The organism is Micromonospora sp. NPDC005087 (assembly GCF_042872965.1).
Lineage (GTDB): Bacteria > Actinomycetota > Actinomycetes > Mycobacteriales > Micromonosporaceae > Micromonospora.
On the sequence record NZ_JBIALB010000002.1, the window covers coordinates 468,896 to 488,487 of the forward strand.

Genomic DNA, 19,592 nt, shown 5'->3' on the forward strand with positions numbered 1-19,592 from the left:
GGGGCGTGTCGAGCAGGCGCACCCGGTCGCGGGTGCGCGGAGGTGGGGGGCGTCACAGCGACGTGTCCTGCCGTGAGAGAGTGACCGTCATGCGTGCTCGCCGTCTTCTCGCCGTCGCCAGCGTGGCGGTCGGCCTCGTCGTCCTCTCCGGTTGCCGTGCCGAGCCGGGTGTCGCCGCCTACGTCGGTGACTTCCGCATCACGGAGGACGCGCTCACCGCCGCGATGAGCGACCTGCGGACGAAGAACCCGACGCCGAGCGCGTCGGCGACGCCGACCACCGGCGACCAGCCTCCGGTGGAGAAGCCGCCGCTGCCCGATTCGGCGCAGGTGGCAAGCGTGCTGGTGCTGGCCAAGGTGTGCGAGCAGGTCTCCGCCGAGGAGAACTACCAGCCGCGCGGCCAGATCGCGGTCGACCAGGTCGCCCAGCAGCTCGGCCTCTCGCCGGACACCGGTTACGTGCGGCGGATGACCGAGCTCTACACCTGCCTGTCCGGGGTGCCGGTCGGCGAGTCGGTCGCGCCGACCGAGCAGGAGCTGGCCGCGGTGGTGGCGGCGGGCCGCAAGGCGGGCACGATCCCGGCCCAGGTGACCGACCAGGAGGCCGCCAGTCAGCTTGACGGCGACCAACTGCGGGGCGCGTTGGCCACCCGGAAGGCCCTGGGCGAGGCGGTCGATCGTTACGACGTCACGGTCAGCCCGCGGTACCGTCCGCTGGAGTTTCCGCTGCTCACCTTCCCTAACAACGCCCCCGCGGTGAGTGTGCCGCTGGGTGAGCCGGGCTCCGACGCGGTCACGGACATCTCCACTCCGGAGTCGGTCCCGTCGACCGAGACTCCGGAGGCCGAGGGCACGGCCAGCTGAGCATGACGGCACGGATCGTCCTGCTGGTCACCTCGCCCCGGCTGCCGGCCGGTCTGCTGACCTCCGCCGCCTGGGATGTCGTACGCCAGCATCCGGTGTTGACCGGCGCGGAGAGCGAGCTGGCCACGGCCGTGCGCCAGGCGGGCGCGGCGGTCACCGTCGTGGACGGCCCGGCGACGCAGCCGCTGCTGGACACGGTGGCGGCGCACGGCGCCGCGGTGTGGCTGGCCGGGCCGGCCGGCGACGAGTCGCTGGCCCGGGAGTTGGGCCTGCGGCTGGCGCGGGAGCCGGGGTTGGCCGAGTTGGAGCTGATGTACGGCTCGTGGGATCCGCCGGGTGCCCGGCTGCTGGACGCGGTGGCCGTGCTGGACCGCCTGGCCTCGCCGGGCGGCGACCCGTGGAAGCGGGCGCAGACGCACCGCAGCCTCGCCGGTTATCTGCTGGAGGAGAGCTACGAGGCGTACGACGCGATCAGCGCCGGCGACACGGACGCGCTGCGCGAGGAGTTGGGCGACGTGCTGCTTCAGGTGGTGTTGCACGCCCGGCTCGCCGAGGAGTTGCCCGAGGGCGAGCGGTGGAACGTCGACGACGTGGCGGGTGGCCTGGTCGACAAGATGATCCGGCGCAATCCGCACGTCTTCGCCGGTGCGGAGGCGGGCACGCTGGAGGAGATCACCGCCAACTGGGAGCGCATCAAGCGGGCCGAGAAGGCGCGCGACTCGGTGCTGGACGGCGTGGCGCTGAGCCAGCCCGCCCTCGCCCTGGCCGCGACGATCCTGGACCGAGCCGCCCGGGTCGGGCTGGCCGTCCCGCCGCCGCTGGCCGACTCCCAGGTGGACGCGGAGGCCCGACTGGGCGCGAGCCTCCTGGCCACCGTCGCGGCGGCCCGCCAGGCCGACCTGAACCCGGAGGCCGCCCTCCGCCGTACCACCCTCGCCTACGCCGAGGCGGTCCGCGCCGCTGAGCGCACCACCACCCCACCCACTGCACCCACTCCACCCGCGGACTGACGTTGATCAAGAGGTTTGCGTCAGCTCCGGGCCGGATCCTGACGCAAACCTCTTGATCAACACGGCTGGCCGAGGGGCGGTCGATAGGGTCGGGGGGTGGAAGCGTTTGGGGTTTTGGCGGAGCGGGTCGTCGAGGCGTTGCTGGAGACGCGGCCGGGGGTCGCGACCGCGGCGGGGGACCACCGGTTCGACGACCGGCTGCCGGATCGGTCCGCCGGGGCGATAGCCGGCGATCAGGCGATGCTCTCCGACGCGGCGAACGCACTGTCCGAACTGGACCCCGACTCGCTCGACGTCGAGGAGCAGGTGGACCACGCGCTGCTCACCTCGTTCGTGGACCGGGAGCTGTTCGAGCTGACCGAGATCCGCGCGCACGAGTGGGACCCGCTGCACCACAACCCCGGCCCGCTGCTGCATCCGCTGCTGGCCCGCCCGTACGCCTCGGCCGAGGTGCGGCTGAACCACCTGGCCGGTCGGCTCGCCGCCGTACCGGACGCCCTCGCCACCGCCCGCGCGACGCTGCGGGACATGCCGCGGATCCACGCCGAGACGGCGGTCGGGCAGTTCACCGGCACGGCCGCGCTGATCCGCGACGAGCTGCCGCCCCTGCTCGCCCAGGCGCCCGGCAGCCTCGACCGGGTGGAGCCGGCGGCCACCGCGGCGATCGCCGCGCTGGAGGAGTTCGTCGCCTGGCTGCGCATGGGCCTCGCCGCCGACGGCGGCCCCGGCCGTGACCCTCGCCTGGGCCGCCGCCGTTGGGAGGCCCGGCTCTGGCACACCCTCGACACCGAGCTGGGCGCCGCCGAGATCCAGCGCCGCGCCTGGGCCAACCTGGACCGGGTCACCGCGGAGATCCGCGAGGCGTCCGTCGAGCTGGTCGGCGGCCGGGCCGACGACGCGACGGTACGCCGGGCGCTGGACCTGCTCGCGGCCGAGCACCCGGACGACCGGACCATCGTCGAGCTGGCCGGGGTGACCCTGGACGAGGCGACCGACTTCGTCCGCGCGCACGATCTGGTCACGCTGGTCGACGACCGATGCGTGATCCAGGAGATGCCGGAGTTCGCCCGGGGTGTCGCGGTGGCGTACTGCGACTCGCCCGGCCCGTTGGAGACCGCGGCGCTGCCGACGTTCTACTGCATCGCGCCCACGCCGGCGGACTGGCCGGCGCACCGGGTCGAGTCGTTCTACCGCGAATACAACGATCACATGATCCGCAACCTGACGGTGCACGAGGCGATGCCCGGGCACTTCCTCCAGCTCGCCCACGCCCGCCGCTACGTCGGTGGCACCCGGGTCCGGGCGCTGGCCGAGTCGGGTCCGTTCATCGAGGGCTGGGCCGTGTACGCCGAGGAGCTGATGGCCGGGCTCGGCTTCGGCGGCCTGCCGGTGCGGTTGCAGCAGCTCAAGATGCAGCTGCGGATGACCATCAACGCGCTGCTCGACCAGTTGGTGCACGCCGAGGACCTGCCCGAGGCCGAGGCGATGGCGCTGATGACCGGGCGCGGCTTCCAGGAGGAGGGCGAGGCGGCCGGCAAGTGGCGTCGGTCGCTGCTCACGTCCACCCAGCTCTCCACCTACTTTGTCGGGTACAGCGAGGTGGCCGAGATCGCCAGGGCCCGCCCGCACGGGGTGTCGGTGCGTGACTGGCACGACGCGATGCTCGCCCACGACTGCCCGCCCCCGCGCCACCTGCGCTCCCTGCTCGGCGTCTGACCCGCCCCGGTCGGGGCTCGCCGGTCGGTCGCGGTCGCGCCGGTCACCGCCGTCCGGCGGTCACCGTCGCGTCGATCAGCCAGCGCGAGATGGAGTACGCGGGCGGCAGCTCCGCCGGCAGCGCGTCCAGGCCGAACCAGCGGGCCTGGGTCAGCTCGCGCCCGTCGACGACCGGCGCGGCGTGCGGGTCGGCGGCACGGGCGGTGAAGCCGGCGAGCAGCACCCCGGGGCCGGAGACCGCCCACGGCTGGCTGCCGAAGTAGGCCAGCCGGTCGACGCTGAGCCCGACCTCCTCGGCGACCTCCCGGTGCACCGCCGCCTCCAGGGTCTCACCGGCCTCGACGAAGCCGGCCACCAGTGCCCACAACCCGGTCGGCCCGGTGGCGTGCCGGACCAGCAGCAGCTCGTCGGCGCCGCCGGCCGGACCGGCCCGGGTGATCGCGACCAGCACCGCGGCGGAGAGCTGCATCGGCACGTACAGGCCGCAGCCGGGGCAGCGCCGGGCGGTCTCGCCGGGCTGGTCCGTCAGCTCGGCACGGCAGGCGCCGCACCACCGGTGGGTACGCCGCCAGGTGACCACGGCCAACGCCCGCCCGGCCAGCGTGGCGAGCGGCTCGGGCACCTCGGCGGCGAGCGACGCCCAGCCACGCGCCCGGCCGGGGATCCCGTCGGCCGTGGCCAGGTCGGTCGCCCACGCGGGCACCCCGTCGAGGGTGCCCAACGGCACCCACGGGGTCTCGGCGGGCAGATCGGCGACCCGGGCCACCGTCCCGTCGGCGGTGGTCAGCAGCTTCGCCCCGAGCACCGGCAGGGCCAGGTCGGTGGGCTCGGGCGGGCGGCCGAGGTCGGCGCCCGGCTGGAACCCGGTGCGCCGCGCGATTGGCACGGACCCGACGGCCGGATCGGTCACGACCCGCCCGGCCGCTGGTCCACCACGCTGGCATTGGCGGGCGGGTCGAACGCGTCCTTCGCCACCGTCTCGGAGTAGCTGCTCAGCGCCAGCTCCATCGGCTTGCCGTCGACAGCCCCGGTGAAGCTGCCGAGCACGCCGTCGGTGGTCACGCAGGCCGTGAGGTCGCCGTCCGACCGCTGCACCTCGACGCAGGTGGCGTGGTGCCCGGCGACGGTGGTGTCGCTCTGCTCGATGACCGCCTGCGGGTCGAGCGCGGCGGCGGTCAGCAGCCCGACCACCACCGGCGGGGTGACCAGACCCTGCTGGTTCGCCTCGGCGAAGAGCGCGACGGTGGGTCTGCTGCCCGGGGTGGGTGGCGTGACCAGCGTGCACGCCGTACGGCCGTCGGTCGTCGTGCACCGGGTGACGCCGTCCGGGGTGACGGTGAGTCGTCCGCCCGGGTAGCTGTACGCGGAGCGGGCCGGATCCTGCGCCTGCACGATCGCGGCGGTCTCTCCGCCGGGGAGCTGGTATTCGGCCGAGTAGGTCAGCTCCAGCGCCCGGTCGAGCCGGACGGCGAGGTCGTTGACCAGATCGGAGCGGCCCATGGCGCGTCCGGCGTCCTCGAATGTCTGACAGCCGGTGACCGTGAGCGACGCGATGACCGACACGGCGAGCATGCGGAGGGTGGTCGAGGCGGCGGGCATGGCGACCAGCCTGGTGGATGGGGTCCGCGCAGCGCAAACCCGTTGCCGGTTGAGGCCCGGAAATCCGGGAATGTCCGTCACCGTGGGGCGGCTCGGGTACGCGGGCGACGCCGTGCCCGTTCCCGTGGCCCGATACGCTGCGTTCAACACCTGCCTCAGCCGCACCGTCGCGGCCCACCCACGGACCGGATCACAACAACGAGGAGCGACTCAGTGGCAACCATCGAGGGAATCGTCGCCCGGGAGATTCTCGACTCGCGGGGCAACCCGACGGTCGAGGTCGAGGTCGGCCTGGACGACGGCACGGTGGCCCGCGCCGCCGTGCCCTCCGGCGCCTCCACCGGCGCCTTCGAGGCGATCGAGCTGCGCGACGGTGACGCCGACCGCTACCAGGGCAAGGGCGTGGAGAAGGCGGTCTCCAACGTCGAAGACAAGATCGTCGACCAGATCATCGGGTACGAGGCCAGCGAGCAGCGGCTGATCGACCAGAAGATGCTCGACATCGACGGCACCGACAGCAAGTCGGAGCTGGGCGCGAACGCCATCCTCGGCGTGTCCCTCGCGGTCGCGAAGGCCGCCGCCGGCAGCGCCGAGCTGAGCCTCTTCCGCTACCTGGGCGGCCCGAACGCGCACCTCCTGCCGGTGCCGATGATGAACATCCTCAACGGTGGCGCGCACGCCGACTCCAACGTCGACATCCAGGAATTCATGATCGCGCCGATCGGCGCGCCCACCTTCCGTGAGGCGCTGCGCTCCGGCGCGGAGGTCTACCACGCGCTCAAGTCGGTGCTGAAGAAGAAGGGCCTGTCGACCGGGCTCGGCGACGAGGGTGGCTTCGCGCCGAACCTGCCGACCAACGCCGCGGCGCTGGACCTGATCGCCGAGGCGGTCGAGAAGGCCGGCTACCGGCTGGGCAGCGACATCGTGTTCGCGCTCGACGTGGCGGCCACGGAGTTCTTCGACAACGGCACCTACACCTTCGAGGGTGCCGCGAAGTCCGCCGAGGACATGAGCACCTACTACACGAAGCTGGCCGACGAGTACCCGATCGTGTCGATCGAGGACCCGCTGGCGGAGGACGACTGGAGCGGCTGGCAGACGCTGACCGCCTCGATCGGCGACCGGGTGCAGATCGTCGGTGACGACCTGTTCGTCACCAACCCGCAGCGCATCGCCCGTGGCATCGCGGAGAAGTCGGCGAACGCGGTCCTGGTCAAGGTCAACCAGATCGGTTCGCTGACCGAGACCCTGGACGCGGTGGACCTGGCCCACCGGGCCGGCTTCAAGTGCATGATGAGCCACCGCTCCGGCGAGACCGAGGACACCACCATCGCCGACCTGGCGGTGGCCACCGGCTGCGGCCAGATCAAGACCGGCGCGCCGGCCCGCTCGGACCGGGTCGCCAAGTACAACCAGCTGCTCCGGATCGAGGAGGAGCTGGCCGACGCGGCGCGCTACGCCGGCGTCGGCGCGTTCCCGCGCTACCGTTCGGCCTGAGACGCGGAAGCCTCGGGGGAGGGGTGTGACGATGCAGCAGCGCCGCACACCGGGTGGTCAGCGCCCCGCCCGCCGGCCGGGTCAGTCCGGTCGGCCGGGTGGCGGCCGCGCCACACGGGGATCGGTCCGCGAGGCAGGCGTACGCGCCGAGCCGCGCGGCACCGCTGGTCGGGCGCCGGGCGCGGCCCGGGGCGCCGAGGGGGTCCGCTCCGCGAACCGTCCGGCCGCCGCTCGGCGTACCGCCGCCGGTGGTGCCGTCAAACGCCTCGCCGCACCCCACCCCCGTCGCTTCACCGGCCGGGCCACCGTGCTGTTCGCGGTCCTGATCGCGCTCGCTCTGGCCTACACCTACCCGGTCCGGGTCTACCTGGACCAGCAGGCTGACATCGAGCGGATGGAGGCCGCCCAGGCGGCGCAGGAAGAAGAGATCGGCAAGCTCGCCGCCGAGGCCGCCAAATGGCAGGACGACGAGTACATCAAGACCCAGGCCCGGGAACGGTTCTTCATGGGCCGGCCGGGCGAGAAGATGATGGTGGTGCTCCACGACCCGGAGGGCGCTGCCCGGGACGCCGGAAAGTCGGCCGGACCGGCGGCCCCGGCCGGTCCGGTGACCTGGTACGACACGCTCTGGTCGAGCGTTCAGGCGGCGGACAGCCAGCAGCCGGGCAAGTGAACCACCGACCAGCGCATCAGGAGAGATGGGCACCGTGACTGTCGCACCACCGCCGGAGTCGGCGGCGGATTCCGTACCCCTGCCGCACCGCGAGCCGGCCACCGAGGCCGACCTGGCCGCGGTGGGCGCGCAGCTCGGCCGCCCGCCCCGTGGGACCCGGGCGGTGGCGCACCGCTGCCCGTGCGGTCTGCCGGACGTGGTGGAGACGACGCCCCGCCTCGCCGACGGCACGCCGTTCCCGACGCTGTACTACCTGACGTGCCCGCGGGCCACGGCGGCGTGCAGCCGGCTGGAGTCGGGCGGGCTGATGAAGGAGATGGCCGACCGGCTGACGACGGATCCCGAGCTGGCCGCCCACTACCGGGCGGCGCACGAGGACTACCTCGCCCGTCGCGAGGCGATCGGCGAGGTGCCCGAGATCGCCGGCATCTCTGCCGGCGGCATGCCGGGCCGGGTGAAGTGCCTGCACGTGCACCTGGGACACGCGTTGGGTGCCGGCCCCGGGGTGAACCCGTTCGGTGACGAGACGCTGGCGCTGGTCGAACCCTGGTGGACGGCCGGCCCGTGCGTGGACGTGCCGGCGGGCGAATGAGCGCGGACGCCGGGTCGTCGGCACCGGTTGCCGAGAGCCAGATACTGGTGCGGCGGGCCCGTACCGGGGATGTGCGTGGCATCCGGCGGCTGGTCGACACGTACACCGACGACCGGCGGTTGCTGAGCAAGGCCACCGTCACCCTCTACGAGGACGTGCAGGAGTTCCGGGTGGCGGTCCGCGCCGAGGACGGCGCCGTGGTGGGCTGCGGCGCGCTGCACGTGATGTGGGAGGACCTGGCCGAGATCCGCACCGTCGCGGTGGATCCGTCCTGCCGGGGCCAGCGGATCGGGCACCGGCTGGTCGGTGAGCTGATCGACGCGGCTCGGGAGCTGGGCGTGGCCCGGATCTTCGTGCTCACCTTCGAGACCCGGTTCTTCGCCTCGTTCGGGTTCCAGGCGATCGACGGCGCGCCGGTGCCGCAGCCGGTCTACGAGCAGCTGCTGCGCTCGTACGACGAGGGTGTCGCGGAGTTCCTGGACCTGGAGCGGGTGAAGCCGAACACGCTGGGCAACACCCGGATGCTGCTGCGGCTGTAGTCAGGCCTTGCGGGGGTGCGCGGCGAAGAACTCCCACATCAGGTCGGTGGCCGACAGACCCGCGGTGGGTGCGGCGAGCTGACCGGTTGTCGCTCCCGGCCAGCTGTGGCCCATGCTGGCGATCGTGTAGACGCTGACCTCGCTGCCGTCCGCGCAGCCGGCCACGGTCCGGGTCACCCCCGGCACTCCGGACGCCTTCGGGCTGGGCTTGCACCGGAGTCGCTGCTGCCAGGTCCGCATGCCCGCCTGGAAGACCGATTCGTACCGGTCCTGCGCGCCGATGAAGGTGATCACCGAAACCGGTCTCTTCGGTACGTAGTCGTCGTCCGTGGTCAGGGGACCGCTGTACCCGCCGCTGACCACCCCGATCGCGGCGAACCGGCCCGCACCCTCCACCGCCGTCCGGAAACTCATGTCGGCGCCGTTCGAGATGCCGGTGAGGAAGACCCGGGTCGGGTCCACCCGCCAGGTCTGCACGAGGTGGTCGGTGAGGGCGTTGAGGAAGCCGACGTCGTCGGCCTTGCCGCAGCAGACCAGCGCGTTGAAGCCGCCACCCTGCCCGTCGGGGTAGGCGACCAGGACGTTGTCCTTGTCGGCCTTGGCGTCCAGGCCGGTCAGCTCCCGCAGGGAGGGGCCGGTTCCGGGATAGAAGTGCAGCGCGATGACCAGTGCGGGCGACCGGCTCGGGTCGTACCCGTCTGGTGCGTGCAGCAGGTAGGCGCGGTCCAGCCCGTTGTGCTTCAGGGTGAGCCGGTGATCGCCCGGCGCTGGGCGTGACGCGGAGGGTGCGGCTGGCGGGGTCGACGAGGGCTGCCCCCGCTCGCAGGCCGCGACGGCCACGATGAGGCAGAGCCCCGTCAACACTGCCATCGTCCGACGCACGCCGGCCCACCCCCCGTCGATCCCGACGTCCACACTGGAGGCGGCCGGCGTGCGGATCAACCCTTTCGGTCCTGGCCGAAGGCAGGCAGGCTGTCCCCATGCTTCGCCTCCAGCTCGGGCCGGCGGATCTGTGCCGGGTGCGGCTCGCCGACCGGCTGCACCCGGTCGGGACCGCGCTGCTGGCCGGTCAGTGGCTGCGTGATCCCACGGTCGCGGTGATGGCGCCGTCCCTGGCCGAGCAGGCAGGGGTTGTCGAGGCCGCCGGCGTCGCCCAGGCCGCCACCGCGATCCTGCGGCACCTCCTGCCCGGTCGGGGGAGCCTGCCGGATTTCGTCACCCCCTTGGACGGCCTGGAGTCGGTGACGGCCGGTCTCGAGGCGATCCGGGCCACTCCGGCGCGCCGGGTCCGGGCCGAGGTTACCGCCGCGTACGCCGATGTGGCCGCCAGCCCGCTGCGGCGACGGTTCGCGACGGCCGACCCGGAGACGCTGGACCTGTTCGGCGGGGCCGTGCGCACCTGGTTCGAGGCCGTCCTGGCACCGCACTGGCCCGATCTGGTGGCGGCGCATCGCCAGCAGGTGATCTGCGCCAGCCAGCGGTTGGCGCGGCACGGCCTGGCCAGCCTCTTCGACGGTCTGCACCCGGCGATCCGGTGGCGGGAGCCGGTGCTGGAGGTGCGGACCTGGTGGCACGGGGAGCTGACCGGCACCGGGCACGGGCTCATCCTGTTGCCCTCCCCGTTGGCTGGTCCCCGCCCCCGGGTGCTGGTCGAGCCGGGTCGGCCGATCCTGCTCGTCTACCCGGTGCCGATGCCGCGCCGGGCCGCTTCCGCGGGGGTCGACTCCCTCGGGCGGCTGCTCGGCACCACTCGGGCGCTGGTGCTCCGCCGGCTCGCGGACGACGGCGGGCTGACCACGACGGTGCTGGCCCGGGCCGTCGGGATCAGCCTCTCCTCGACGTCGGAGCACGCCAGCGCGCTGAGGTCGGCCGGGTTGATCGCCAGCGAGCGGGACGGCGGGGCCGTCCGGCACCACCTGACCCCGCTCGGCGCGCACCTGCTGGTCGCCGGCTCGGAGTCGTCGGTGTCGGACCTCTCCGCGGTGTGGCCTTCGGCTGGACAACCCGCCGGGCGACCGCCTGGCCTGCCGTAGGGTTGCTGCCGTGACGACGCGTGTGGCGGCCATCGACTGCGGGACCAACTCGATCCGACTGCTGGTCGCCGGATTGCCCGACCCATCGGCCGGGCCGCAGGCGCCGCTGACCGACCTGACCCGACGGATGGAGATCGTCCGGCTGGGGCAGGGCGTGGACCGGACCGGCCGGTTGGCGCCGGAGGCGATCGAGCGGACCAGGGTGGCACTGGCGTCGTACGCCGCCGACATCGAGAAGCTGGGTGCGGAGCGGGTGCGGATGTGCGCCACCTCGGCCTCCCGGGACGCGGCCAACGCCGACGACTTCACCGAGATGGTGCGGCGCACCCTCGGGGTCGCGCCCGAGGTGGTCAGCGGTGACGAGGAGGCGCGGCTGTCCTTCACCGGCGCGGTGCGGGGGCTTCCCGCGGACGCGAAGGAGCCGTTCCTGGTCGTGGACATCGGCGGCGGCTCCACCGAGTTCGTGGTCGGTGACCGGGCCGGCGGGGTGCGGGCCGCGATCTCGGTGGACATCGGGTGTGTCCGGATGACCGAGCGGCATCTGCCGGGCGATCCGCCGACGCCGGAGCAGGTCGCCGCCGCGCAGGCCGACATCGTGGCGGCGGTGGACCGGGCGCTCGCGGCGGTGCCCGGCCGGGAGGCGGCCACGCTGGTCGGTCTCGCCGGGTCGGTCACGACCGTGGTCGCCGTGGCCCAGGGCCTGCGGGAGTACGACCCGGAGCTGATCCACCACGCCCGGGTCTCCTACGAAGCGGTGGCCGAGGTGACGGCCGACCTGCTGGGTCGAACCCGCGAGCAGCGGCTGGCGATCCCGGTGATGCATCCGGGCCGGGCCGACGTGATCGGCGCGGGTGCGCTGGTGCTCCGCGTGATCATGGAGCGGGCCGGCATGCCGTCGGTGGTCGCCTCGGAGCACGACATCCTCGACGGCATCGCCTGGAGTCTTCAGTGAAGACATCACACTGATCGTCGTCGAACTGTGACGACGCTGAGGCCCTGAGTCGACGCTGAGCTGTGACCGTCGGAGGATGGGCCTTCAAGCGCGGACGACGCGCCGGGCGGCTGCTGTGCTGGCCGTGGCGGCATTCGTACTCGGCGGTTTGACCTCCTGCTCGCCGGAGAGGAAGGGCATCACCGGCCTGACCGTTGACGCCGCTGGCCGCCCGCTCGCGGCGCTGGCCTGGTGTTCGGACCGGCCGCCCGACGTCGTGGTGCTCTTCTCCGTCAGGGAGTCGACGTCGCCAAAACCGTCGGGTCGGGCGACCCCGTCGGGTCGGGCGACGCCGTGGCCGAAGTGGCCGGGGCGGAACTTCACCGTGCCACGTGCCGCGACTTCGCCCACCACCGTGCCCCTGGATGGCTTCCCACCGGAGTCGATTGCTGACCCGGACGGTGCCTTCGACATGTACGGAGTCGCTGACGACAGCAGCTTCACTACGCACCGGGTGAGCTTTCGCCTCGGCGAACTGACCGAACTGGCGTCCGGATCGGTCCTGGTCACCGCCATCGTCCGCGGCGAGGAGGTGCAGGAAGTTCTCTCCCTCGAGGAGTTCGCGCATCGGGGAGAGAACGAATGCTGATGGGGCGAACGAGGCTGAATCGTTGACGCTATTTCGCATTGCACAGTAGTGTGCAGTGCGTGGACACCACACAGTTACTGAAGGGCGTGCTCGATCTGGCCGTCCTGGCCGTGCTCCGGGAGGAGGACGGCTACGGCTACGACATCCTGCGCCGGCTCCGCGAGGCCGGGCTGGAGGAGGTCGGCGACGCCTCGGTCTACGGCACGCTGCGCCGCCTCTTCGGCGCCGGCCTGCTCACCACCTACGTCGTGCCGAGCGAATCCGGGCCGCACCGCAAGTACTACGCACTCAACGCGGCCGGGCGCGACCAGTTGACCCGCTCCGGCAAGCTCTGGCGCTCGTTCGCCACCACCATGGACAGTCTGCTCGACGATCGGGGGATGGCGGCATGACCGTCACGGGGCAGGAAATCACGGACTATGTCGCGCGGGTCCGAGCGGCGCTGGCCGACCTGCCGCCCACCCAGCGCGACGAGCTGACCGAGGATCTGGCCGATCACCTCGCCGAGGTGGCCGCCGAGGCCGGCGGCACCCTCGTCGAGCGGCTTGGGGAGCCCGAGACGTACGCCGCCGAGCTGCGCGCCGCGGCCGGCGCACCGGGCGGCGGGCGCAACCTCGACCAGCGGGTCGCCACCGCGGTGGTCCGGGCCCGCAGGCGACTGCGCTCGATCGACTCCCGGCTCGGCCCACCGCTGGGGTACGAGACGGCCAGCGACTTCCTCCGGTTGCTGCGTCCCGGCTGGTGGGTGCTGCGCGGCTACCTGGCGGCGATGCTGATCACCATGATCACCACTGGTGGTGGCTTCGGGCTGCTGCCCCGGTTCGGTGGAGAGCTGCTCGGCGGCCTGATCATGCTGGTCGGTCTCGTGCTCGCCTCGATCTGGCTCGGCCGCCGCTCCGAGCGGTTGACCCGCTGGCCGCGTTGGGCACTGCACGCCGGCAGCCTGGTGCTCGTGTTCTTCGCCCTCGCCACGCTGGCGAACGCCGAGGATCGGCTCGGCTACAGCGACTACTACTACGACCAGACCTCGGTCGACAGCCAGTACAGCCAGGTCCGGGATGTCTTCGTCTACGACCGCGAGGGCCGGCTGGTGGAGAACGCCCGGCTCTTCGACCAGAACGGTGACCCGATCCGGCTCGGCTACCCGGACTGCGCGGACCCCGCCGACGTCTATGGCAAGCCGCTGCTGCGGGCGTACCCGTACTGCCCGGACCAGGCACCCTTCGGCCCCCGGGCTCCGGGCGCGCCGGCGCCGACGGTCCCGCCCGCGCCGCCGACGACGGCCCCGACCGTGACGCCCGAGCCGACCGGGACGGCCACCGGTGGGCCGACGGTGGGTCCGACCGCGACGCCGACCGGCACACCGATCCCCACCGCGACGGGATGAACGACGATGTGAATTGGATCATGCATACGAAGCTGGGAAATAGCTGAACGGACGAGGCGAGCGGGACGACGCCGGAAATCAATGATCGTTACGGTGTCGTCTGCTCATCAACCCCTCGGAAGGAACCCCCGTGTCAGAGCAGGTTGCACCGCCCCCCGCGTCCGACGTCGCGCCGCCCCAGCCGGCCGTCGAGACGCCGTCGCCGGTCGAGCCGGAGGCGAAGAAGCCCGGTGCAAAGAAGGCCCTCGGCATCATCGGCGCGATCCTCGTGTTCGTCGTCATCGCCGGCCTGAAGTTCGGCGTCGCCAGCGCCATCGGCAACTTCCTGAACAAGGACGAGACCGCCGACGCCAAGGCCGGCGACTGCATCGCCGAGCTGCCCGAGGTCACCGGCACCGAGGAGGAGGAGGTCGACGGCGCCAAGGTCGTCGAGTGCACCTCCACCGACGCGGCGTACAACGTGGTCGGTCGCGTTGATGGGCAGACCGAGGCGCAGGCCAAGGCCGGCACCGCGTGTGACGAGTACCTCAAGGAGGGCGAGGAGGGGTACGTCTTCTACAGCATCGAGCCGGGCAAGACGGGCTACCTGCTCTGCCTGACCAAGAAGGCCTGACCGGAGCGTCAGCAGCAGGGCAACGGCACCGACGGCGGTGGGGGAACGGTCCCCGCCGCCGTCGGCGTACGCGGAGTCACGACCCGGCGAACGGGAGGTGAATGCCACTGTTCCCGTGTCTTCCCCGGCGACGGCGCGGCATGGCAGGCTACCGGCACGTAGGACCACTGGGCGACCAGCCAACGATGACTGACCGCTAGGAGGACGGGCCGATGGGCGAGATGGTGAGCTACCGCAGCAACGGGGGCATGAGCGAGGGGTATCTCGCGATACCTGCCAGCGGCGTCGCCAGCCCCGCCGTTATCGTCATCCAGGAGTGGTGGGGCCTGGTCCCGCACATCCGGTCGGTGGCGGACCGGTTCGCCGAGGCCGGCTTCGTGGCCCTCGCCCCGGACTTCTACCACGGTGAGACCACCAGTGAGCCGGACGAGGCGCAGCGGCTGCTGATGGCCATGCGGATGGACGAGGCGGCGAAGGACATCGCCGGCGCGGCCGACTACCTCGCCGGCCGACCGGAGGTCACCGGCAAGGTAGGGGCGGTGGGCTTCTGCGCCGGCGGCAGCCTGGCTCTCTGGTCGGCGACGCTCTCCGAGCGCATCGTCGCCAGCGTGGGTTTCTACCCCGTGCTGCCCTGGGAGTCGATGCGCCCCGACTGGGTCGACTACGCCGGTAAGTCCGCCGTCATCCACTGCTCCGAAGAGGACGGCACGTCGGCCGCCGAGGGCGTGCAGACCGCCCGCCGGGCCATCGAGGAGGCCGGCGGCACCTGCCACCTCTACGACTACCCGGGCACCTCGCACGCCTTCTTCAACGACGACCGGCCGGAGGCGTTCGACCAGCGCGCCGCCGCCAGCGCCTGGGCCCGCACCCTGGAACTCTTCCGGGCCAAGCTTGGCTGAGTCGCGTACCCCCGATCAGGTGGTCGCCCGCGCCGCGCGGGCGACCGACCTGGCCGATCTGGACGCGGCGGTCAGCGACTGTTTCGCCTGCCCGCGGCTCGTCCGCTGGCGGGAGGAGGTGGCCCGCACACGCCGGGCCGCCTTCCGCGACCAGGAGTACTGGGGACGGCCGGTCCCGGGCTTCGGCGCCGCCGACGCGCGGATCGCCATCCTCGGGCTGGCGCCCGCCGCGCACGGTGGCAACCGCACCGGCCGGATCTTCACCGGCGACCGGTCGGGCGACGTGCTGTTCGCCGCCCTGCACCGGGCCGGGCTGGCCAACCAGCCGACCAGCGTCGCCGCCGACGACGGGCTGGCTCTGCGCGACACCCGCATCTTCTCGGCCGTCCGGTGCGCGCCGCCGGACAACAAGCCCACCCCGGATGAGCGGGACACCTGCGCGCCCTGGCTGCACCGCGAGGTCGCGCTCATCCGGCCCACCCTGCGCGTCGTGGTCGCGCTGGGTGCGTTCGCCTGGGCGGCGTGGTGGCCGGTGCTGCACCAGGTGTACGGGCAGCGCCCGCCCAGCCCGCGACCGAGGTTCGGCCATGGGGCACACTGGTCCGGCACGGCCGCACCGGAATTGCTTGGCTGTTACCACGTCAGCCAGCAGAACACCTTCACCGGGCGGCTGACACCAGGGATGCTGGACGACGTCTTCGGCCGGGCCAGGCAGCTGGCCGGAGTGGACTGAGAGTGCGTGGGGCGGTGGCCATGACGGACGGAACGCGCCCGCCCACGCCGTACCCCGCCGGCGAGCCCGGGGTGCTGCGCCAGGTGTTCGGCCTGCTCCGCCGGTGGTGGCCGGTGGGTGCGGTCGCCGTTCTGCTCGCCGGGGCCGCGCTGGCCTCCGCGCACTCGTCGATCGGGGCCAGCCGGATCCCCCCGGCCGCGGAGAACGTCCCCTGGGTCCCCGAGTACCCGACGGCGGAGCCATCGTCGTCGATTCCGGTGGAGCCGCGCGACGCCGGCGAGGCCACCCAGGCGCACATCCCGCAGTGGATCGCCACCGTGGCGATGGTGCTGCTCGGGCTGGCCATCGCCGCCGTGTTGGGTTACCTCACCTGGATCCTCGTGCGCGGCGCGGTGCGCCGTACCACCCGGGCACTGCCGGCGCAGCGGGGCCGGCGTACCGCCGAAGGCACCGCCCGCGAGGTGGTCGCCGCGCTCGACGCCGGCCTTGTGGAGCTGGACGACCGGGACACCGATCCCCGGGTCGCGGTGATCGCCTGCTGGGTACGCCTGGAGGAGGCCGCCGCCACCGCCGGTGTTCCCCGGCGGCCCGGTGACACTCCCACCGACCTGGTCACCCGGCTGCTGCGCGGCGACCCGTCGGCCGGGGTGCCGGCGATCGTCAGCGCCGACGTGCTGGCCGAGTTCGCGCACGTCTACCGGGAGGCCCGGTACGCCACCCGCCCGGTCGACGAACGCACCCGCGACCAGGCCCGAGCCGCGCTGCGCCGGTTGCGCCACGAACTGGCCGCGGTGGCCCCCAGCCAGGAGGTGCCTGCTTGAGCACCACCAGCATCGACGACCTGCTCGCCTTCGAGGAGGAACCGGCACCGGCCGACCCGCAGTCGCGGGGCGGGCCGGCCCGCCTGGTGCTGCGCTCGCTCGCGATCGCGGCCGCCCTGGTCGCGGTGCTCGTCGCCGGGCTGCGCGCCATCGGCCTCCAGGTCTCCCTGCCCGTGCTGATCGCCGGGGTGCTCGCCGTGCTGGCGGTCCGCCGGGTCACCGGCCTGCTCGCGCCGCCACCCCCGCCGCCGCCGAGCGGTCGGATGACGACGGGCGAGGAGGACGGCAGCTACAACTGGGGCTCCCGGGACGCGCTGCGCACCGCGATCAACCGCTGGGAATGGCCACTCGACTGGTCCACGACGCGACCCGAACGCTTCACCAGCGTGGTCCTGCCCCGGATCGGTGAACTCGCCGACGAGCGGATGCGCCTGAAGCACGGCGTGACCCGTGAGTCGGACCCGGGCCGCGCCCGTGTCCTGCTGGGCGACCGGCTGTGGACGTTCCTGGAAAACCCGCCCCGCCGCCCCCCGTCGCCGCGCGACCTCGCGGTGATCGTCGCCGAACTGGAGCAGATCTGATGAACGACGTGGACCCGAGCATGCCCGCCGCCGAGGTCGGCCGTCTGGCCCAGGCGGTGCTGGACGCGGTCGGCACCGTCGTGGTCGGCAAGCGGGACGCGTTGGAGCTGGTCCTCGCCGGCATCCTGGCCGGTGGGCACGTCCTGCTGGAGGATCTGCCGGGTCTCGGCAAGACGCTCACCGCGCGCTCGTTCGCCCAGGCGCTCGGGCTGGACTTCCGCCGGCTCCAGTTCACCCCGGACCTGCTCCCCGCCGACGTCACCGGCTCGTTCCTCTACGACCAGCGCAACGGCGACTTCACCTTCCGGGCCGGCCCGGTCTTCACCAACCTCCTCCTCGCCGACGAGATCAACCGGACGCCCCCGAAGACCCAGTCCGCGCTGCTGGAGGCGATGCAGGAGAAGCAGGTCTCGGTGGAGGGCGTGACCTACAAGCTGGACGAGCCGTTCCACGTGCTGGCCACCGCCAACCCGATCGAGTACGAGGGCACCTATCCGCTGCCCGAGGCGCAGCTGGACCGGTTCCTGCTCCGGGTCTCCTTCGGCTACCCGGAGCACGACGAGGAGTGGGAGGTGCTGCGCCGCCGGATGAGCCGCCGCCGCGAGGAGGCGGAGATCAAGCCGGTGGTCGACGCGGCCACCCTGCGGTCGATGCAGGCGGCCCTGGAGGACGTGGTGGTGGAGGACTCCGTGGGCCGCTACATCGTGGCGCTCACCGCGGCCACCCGGGAGCACCCGTCGGTGCTGGTCGGCGCGTCGCCGCGGGGCTCGCTGGCGCTGCTGCTGCTGGCCCGGGTCCGTGCGGTGTTCGGCGGCCGGGACTACGTGGTGCCGGAGGACGTCAAGGAGGTGGCGGCGCCCGCGCTGGCCCACCGGATCACCCTGCGCCCGGAGATGTGGCTGCGGCGGGTCGACCCGGCGTTCGTGGTCGGCGAGGTGCTGGAGGGCACTCCGGCCCCGGCCAGCGGCGCGCTGCCCAGCTACGCCGCCGGCGGGCCCCGGCGCTGATGACCGGACCGACCGTGCCCGCGCCGAGATCCGCCGAGCCGGAACCGGCCACCGGCTGGGCGCCCACCTGGGCACTCGGCCGGGCGGTGCTGCTCGCCGGTCTGTTGCTGGTGGCGGGGGTGCTGCTGGGGCGGGTCGACCTGATCGTGCTGGCCGCCCCGTTCGCGCTCGGCACCGCGTACGCGCTGCGCCGCCGACCCTCCGCGCTACCGCAGGTGTGGATCACCCCGGGTGACGACGGGCCGATGGTCGAGGGCGGCGCGGTGACGGCGGCGGTGAGCGTCGGCAACCCGGACACGGTCGACTACGACCTCGTGGTGGTGCGGTCCCGGGTCTCGCCGTGGCTGCGGATCGAGCGGGCCGGCTTCGCCTTCGACGGGTCGCACGACGATGCGACGCACAACGGTGGTGCCGCACCGGCCGGTGGCGCGGGGCGCTCGGTCGCCGATCGGCCGTTCGTGACGTCGGTGCCCAGGGCGACGGCGGTGGACCTCGGCCTGGCCGGCAGGGCCCTGCGCTGGGGTCGGCACCCGGTCGGTCCGGCCGGCGCGCGGGTCGCCACGGCGGGTGGCCTGCTGGTCTCCCGGGCGGTGATCACCGAGCCGGTCCGGGTCCGGGTCTATCCGCGAACCGAACCGTTCGAGGCGGTGGAGGCGATGCCCCGAGCCGCCGGCCTGGTCGGGGCGCACCACTCCCGCCGGCCCGGCGAGGGCGGCGAGCTGGCCGGCGTACGGATCTTCGCGCCCGGCGACCGGCTGCGCCGCATCGACTGGCGGGTTTCGCTGCGCGCCCGGCAACTGCACGTGGCGTCCACCCTCTCCGACCGGGACGCCGAGGTGGTGGTGCTGCTCGACGTGCTCGCCGAGGCAGGCCGCTCGGGCGGGGTGGGCGGCGCCGCCTCGGTGCTGGACACCACGGTGCGGGCCACCGCCGCGATCGCCGAGCACTACCTGCACCGGGGCGACCGGGTCTCGCTGCTGGAGTACGGGCCGGCCGCGCGGCGGCTGCGCCCGGCCGCCGGTCGCCGGCAGTACCTGACCGTGCTGGAGTGGCTGCTCGACGTACGCGCCCAGGCCTCCCAGCACGAGCCGTACGACCAGGTGTTCGGCCCGCAGCTGCTCTCCTCGGACGCGCTGGTGGTGGTGCTCACCCCGCTGCTGGACGAGCGGTCGGCGCAGATGCTGGCCCGGCTGGCCCGCGCCGGGCGGTTCGTGGTGGCGGTCGACACGCTGCCGACCGACCTGACGCCGCCGAAGGACCGGGGCTGGGCCGAGGTGGCGTACCGGCTGTGGCGGCTGGACCGGGAAATCATGATCGGGCAGCTCCGGGAGCACGGCGTGCCCGTGGTGCGCTGGGCGGGCGCCGGCAGCCTCGACCAGGTGCTGCGGGACGTGGCGCGGCTGGCGATGGCCCCGAGGGTCGGTGCCCGGTGAGCGGGGGTGGGCACAG

The 19,592-nt window shown here is 73.2% G+C and carries 22 protein-coding genes; 19 read left to right on the forward strand and 3 right to left on the reverse strand.

Annotated elements, in window-relative coordinates; genetic code table 11:
- The first annotated feature begins 89 nt into the window (after positions 1-89).
- The 3 genes from ACFYPS_RS07250 to ACFYPS_RS07260 all read left to right on the forward strand — a co-directional run bounded on the left by ACFYPS_RS07250 (position 90) and on the right by ACFYPS_RS07260 (position 3,589).
- On the forward strand, positions 90-863 hold the full coding sequence (locus tag ACFYPS_RS07250; RefSeq protein WP_354962694.1) for a hypothetical protein: 774 nt from the start codon (positions 90-92) through the stop codon (positions 861-863).
- A gap of 2 nt (positions 864-865) precedes the next feature.
- Positions 866-1,873, forward strand: coding sequence for a nucleoside triphosphate pyrophosphohydrolase (locus tag ACFYPS_RS07255; protein ID WP_354962695.1), 1,008 nt, complete (start codon positions 866-868; stop codon positions 1,871-1,873).
- A 96-nt stretch (positions 1,874-1,969) separates the two neighbouring features.
- Positions 1,970-3,589 carry a DUF885 domain-containing protein gene (locus ACFYPS_RS07260; protein WP_354962696.1) on the forward strand — a complete coding sequence of 540 codons (1,620 nt, stop codon included), beginning with the start codon at positions 1,970-1,972 and terminating at the stop codon, positions 3,587-3,589.
- Positions 3,590-3,632: 43 nt separating this feature from the next.
- On the opposite strand, the gene nudC is transcribed toward ACFYPS_RS07260, so the two are convergent.
- On the reverse strand, positions 3,633-4,475 hold the full coding sequence (gene nudC, locus ACFYPS_RS07265) for an NAD(+) diphosphatase (protein WP_387323276.1): 843 nt from the start codon (positions 4,473-4,475) through the stop codon (positions 3,633-3,635).
- 20 nt (positions 4,476-4,495) lie between these two features.
- Positions 4,496-5,188, reverse strand: coding sequence for a hypothetical protein (locus tag ACFYPS_RS07270; RefSeq protein WP_354962698.1), 693 nt, complete (start codon positions 5,186-5,188; stop codon positions 4,496-4,498).
- Positions 5,189-5,401: 213 nt separating this feature from the next.
- Here ACFYPS_RS07270 and eno point away from each other — a divergent pair, with 213 nt between their 5' ends.
- From eno to ACFYPS_RS07290, 4 genes are read left to right on the forward strand one after another with little or no spacing between them, the layout of a single operon-like run.
- A complete protein-coding gene (gene eno, locus ACFYPS_RS07275) occupies positions 5,402-6,685 on the forward strand; it encodes a phosphopyruvate hydratase (protein WP_354962699.1) in 1,284 nt (427 codons plus the stop codon).
- 31 nt (positions 6,686-6,716) lie between these two features.
- Entirely contained in the window at positions 6,717-7,358 is a 642-nt protein-coding gene (locus tag ACFYPS_RS07280) for a septum formation initiator family protein (RefSeq protein ID WP_354962943.1), read from the forward strand.
- A gap of 34 nt (positions 7,359-7,392) precedes the next feature.
- Positions 7,393-7,950 carry a DUF501 domain-containing protein gene (locus ACFYPS_RS07285; protein ID WP_354962700.1) on the forward strand — a complete coding sequence of 186 codons (558 nt, stop codon included), beginning with the start codon at positions 7,393-7,395 and terminating at the stop codon, positions 7,948-7,950.
- Complete coding sequence (locus tag ACFYPS_RS07290; RefSeq protein ID WP_354962701.1) at positions 7,947-8,489, forward strand: amino-acid N-acetyltransferase; 543 nt, start codon at positions 7,947-7,949, stop codon at positions 8,487-8,489. Before ACFYPS_RS07285 ends, ACFYPS_RS07290 begins: the two co-directional genes overlap by 4 nt.
- Here ACFYPS_RS07290 and ACFYPS_RS07295 read toward each other — a convergent pair whose 3' ends face one another.
- The gene (locus ACFYPS_RS07295; protein WP_354962702.1) at positions 8,490-9,359 is read right to left on the reverse strand and encodes a PHB depolymerase family esterase; all 870 of its coding nucleotides are present in this window, start codon (positions 9,357-9,359) and stop codon (positions 8,490-8,492) included.
- A 110-nt stretch (positions 9,360-9,469) separates the two neighbouring features.
- Between ACFYPS_RS07295 and ACFYPS_RS07300 the strand changes: the two genes are divergently transcribed.
- From ACFYPS_RS07300 to ACFYPS_RS07355, 12 genes are all read left to right on the forward strand, one after another.
- Positions 9,470-10,522: a winged helix-turn-helix transcriptional regulator gene (locus ACFYPS_RS07300; RefSeq protein WP_387323279.1), complete on the forward strand. Its 1,053-nt coding sequence runs from the start codon at positions 9,470-9,472 to the stop codon at positions 10,520-10,522.
- Positions 10,523-10,544: 22 nt separating this feature from the next.
- A complete protein-coding gene (locus tag ACFYPS_RS07305) occupies positions 10,545-11,474 on the forward strand; it encodes a Ppx/GppA phosphatase family protein (RefSeq protein ID WP_354962944.1) in 930 nt (309 codons plus the stop codon).
- A gap of 115 nt (positions 11,475-11,589) precedes the next feature.
- Positions 11,590-12,102, forward strand: coding sequence for a hypothetical protein (locus tag ACFYPS_RS07310; protein ID WP_354962704.1), 513 nt, complete (start codon positions 11,590-11,592; stop codon positions 12,100-12,102).
- 59 nt (positions 12,103-12,161) lie between these two features.
- Entirely contained in the window at positions 12,162-12,494 is a 333-nt protein-coding gene (locus tag ACFYPS_RS07315) for a PadR family transcriptional regulator (protein WP_354962705.1), read from the forward strand.
- Positions 12,491-13,489, forward strand: a complete 999-nt coding sequence (locus ACFYPS_RS07320; protein ID WP_354962706.1) for an HAAS signaling domain-containing protein — start codon at positions 12,491-12,493, stop codon at positions 13,487-13,489. Before ACFYPS_RS07315 ends, ACFYPS_RS07320 begins: the two co-directional genes overlap by 4 nt.
- A gap of 130 nt (positions 13,490-13,619) precedes the next feature.
- Positions 13,620-14,102: a hypothetical protein gene (locus ACFYPS_RS07325; RefSeq protein WP_354962707.1), complete on the forward strand. Its 483-nt coding sequence runs from the start codon at positions 13,620-13,622 to the stop codon at positions 14,100-14,102.
- Positions 14,103-14,314: 212 nt separating this feature from the next.
- A complete protein-coding gene (locus ACFYPS_RS07330) occupies positions 14,315-15,001 on the forward strand; it encodes a dienelactone hydrolase family protein (protein ID WP_354962708.1) in 687 nt (228 codons plus the stop codon).
- Between the two features lie 19 nt (positions 15,002-15,020).
- Positions 15,021-15,734 (forward strand): uracil-DNA glycosylase, encoded by a 714-nt coding sequence (locus tag ACFYPS_RS07335; protein ID WP_354962945.1) that lies wholly within the window; start codon positions 15,021-15,023, stop codon positions 15,732-15,734.
- A 20-nt stretch (positions 15,735-15,754) separates the two neighbouring features.
- Positions 15,755-16,555, forward strand: a complete 801-nt coding sequence (locus ACFYPS_RS07340) for a DUF4129 domain-containing protein (RefSeq protein WP_387323283.1) — start codon at positions 15,755-15,757, stop codon at positions 16,553-16,555.
- Positions 16,552-17,136 carry a hypothetical protein gene (locus ACFYPS_RS07345; RefSeq protein WP_354962710.1) on the forward strand — a complete coding sequence of 195 codons (585 nt, stop codon included), beginning with the start codon at positions 16,552-16,554 and terminating at the stop codon, positions 17,134-17,136. Before ACFYPS_RS07340 ends, ACFYPS_RS07345 begins: the two co-directional genes overlap by 4 nt.
- Positions 17,136-18,143: an AAA family ATPase gene (locus tag ACFYPS_RS07350; RefSeq protein WP_387323285.1), complete on the forward strand. Its 1,008-nt coding sequence runs from the start codon at positions 17,136-17,138 to the stop codon at positions 18,141-18,143. The genes ACFYPS_RS07345 and ACFYPS_RS07350 overlap by 1 nt, the downstream gene beginning before the upstream one ends.
- Positions 18,143-19,576 (forward strand): DUF58 domain-containing protein, encoded by a 1,434-nt coding sequence (locus tag ACFYPS_RS07355; RefSeq protein WP_387323287.1) that lies wholly within the window; start codon positions 18,143-18,145, stop codon positions 19,574-19,576. Before ACFYPS_RS07350 ends, ACFYPS_RS07355 begins: the two co-directional genes overlap by 1 nt.
- The last annotated feature ends 16 nt before the right edge of the window (positions 19,577-19,592 follow it).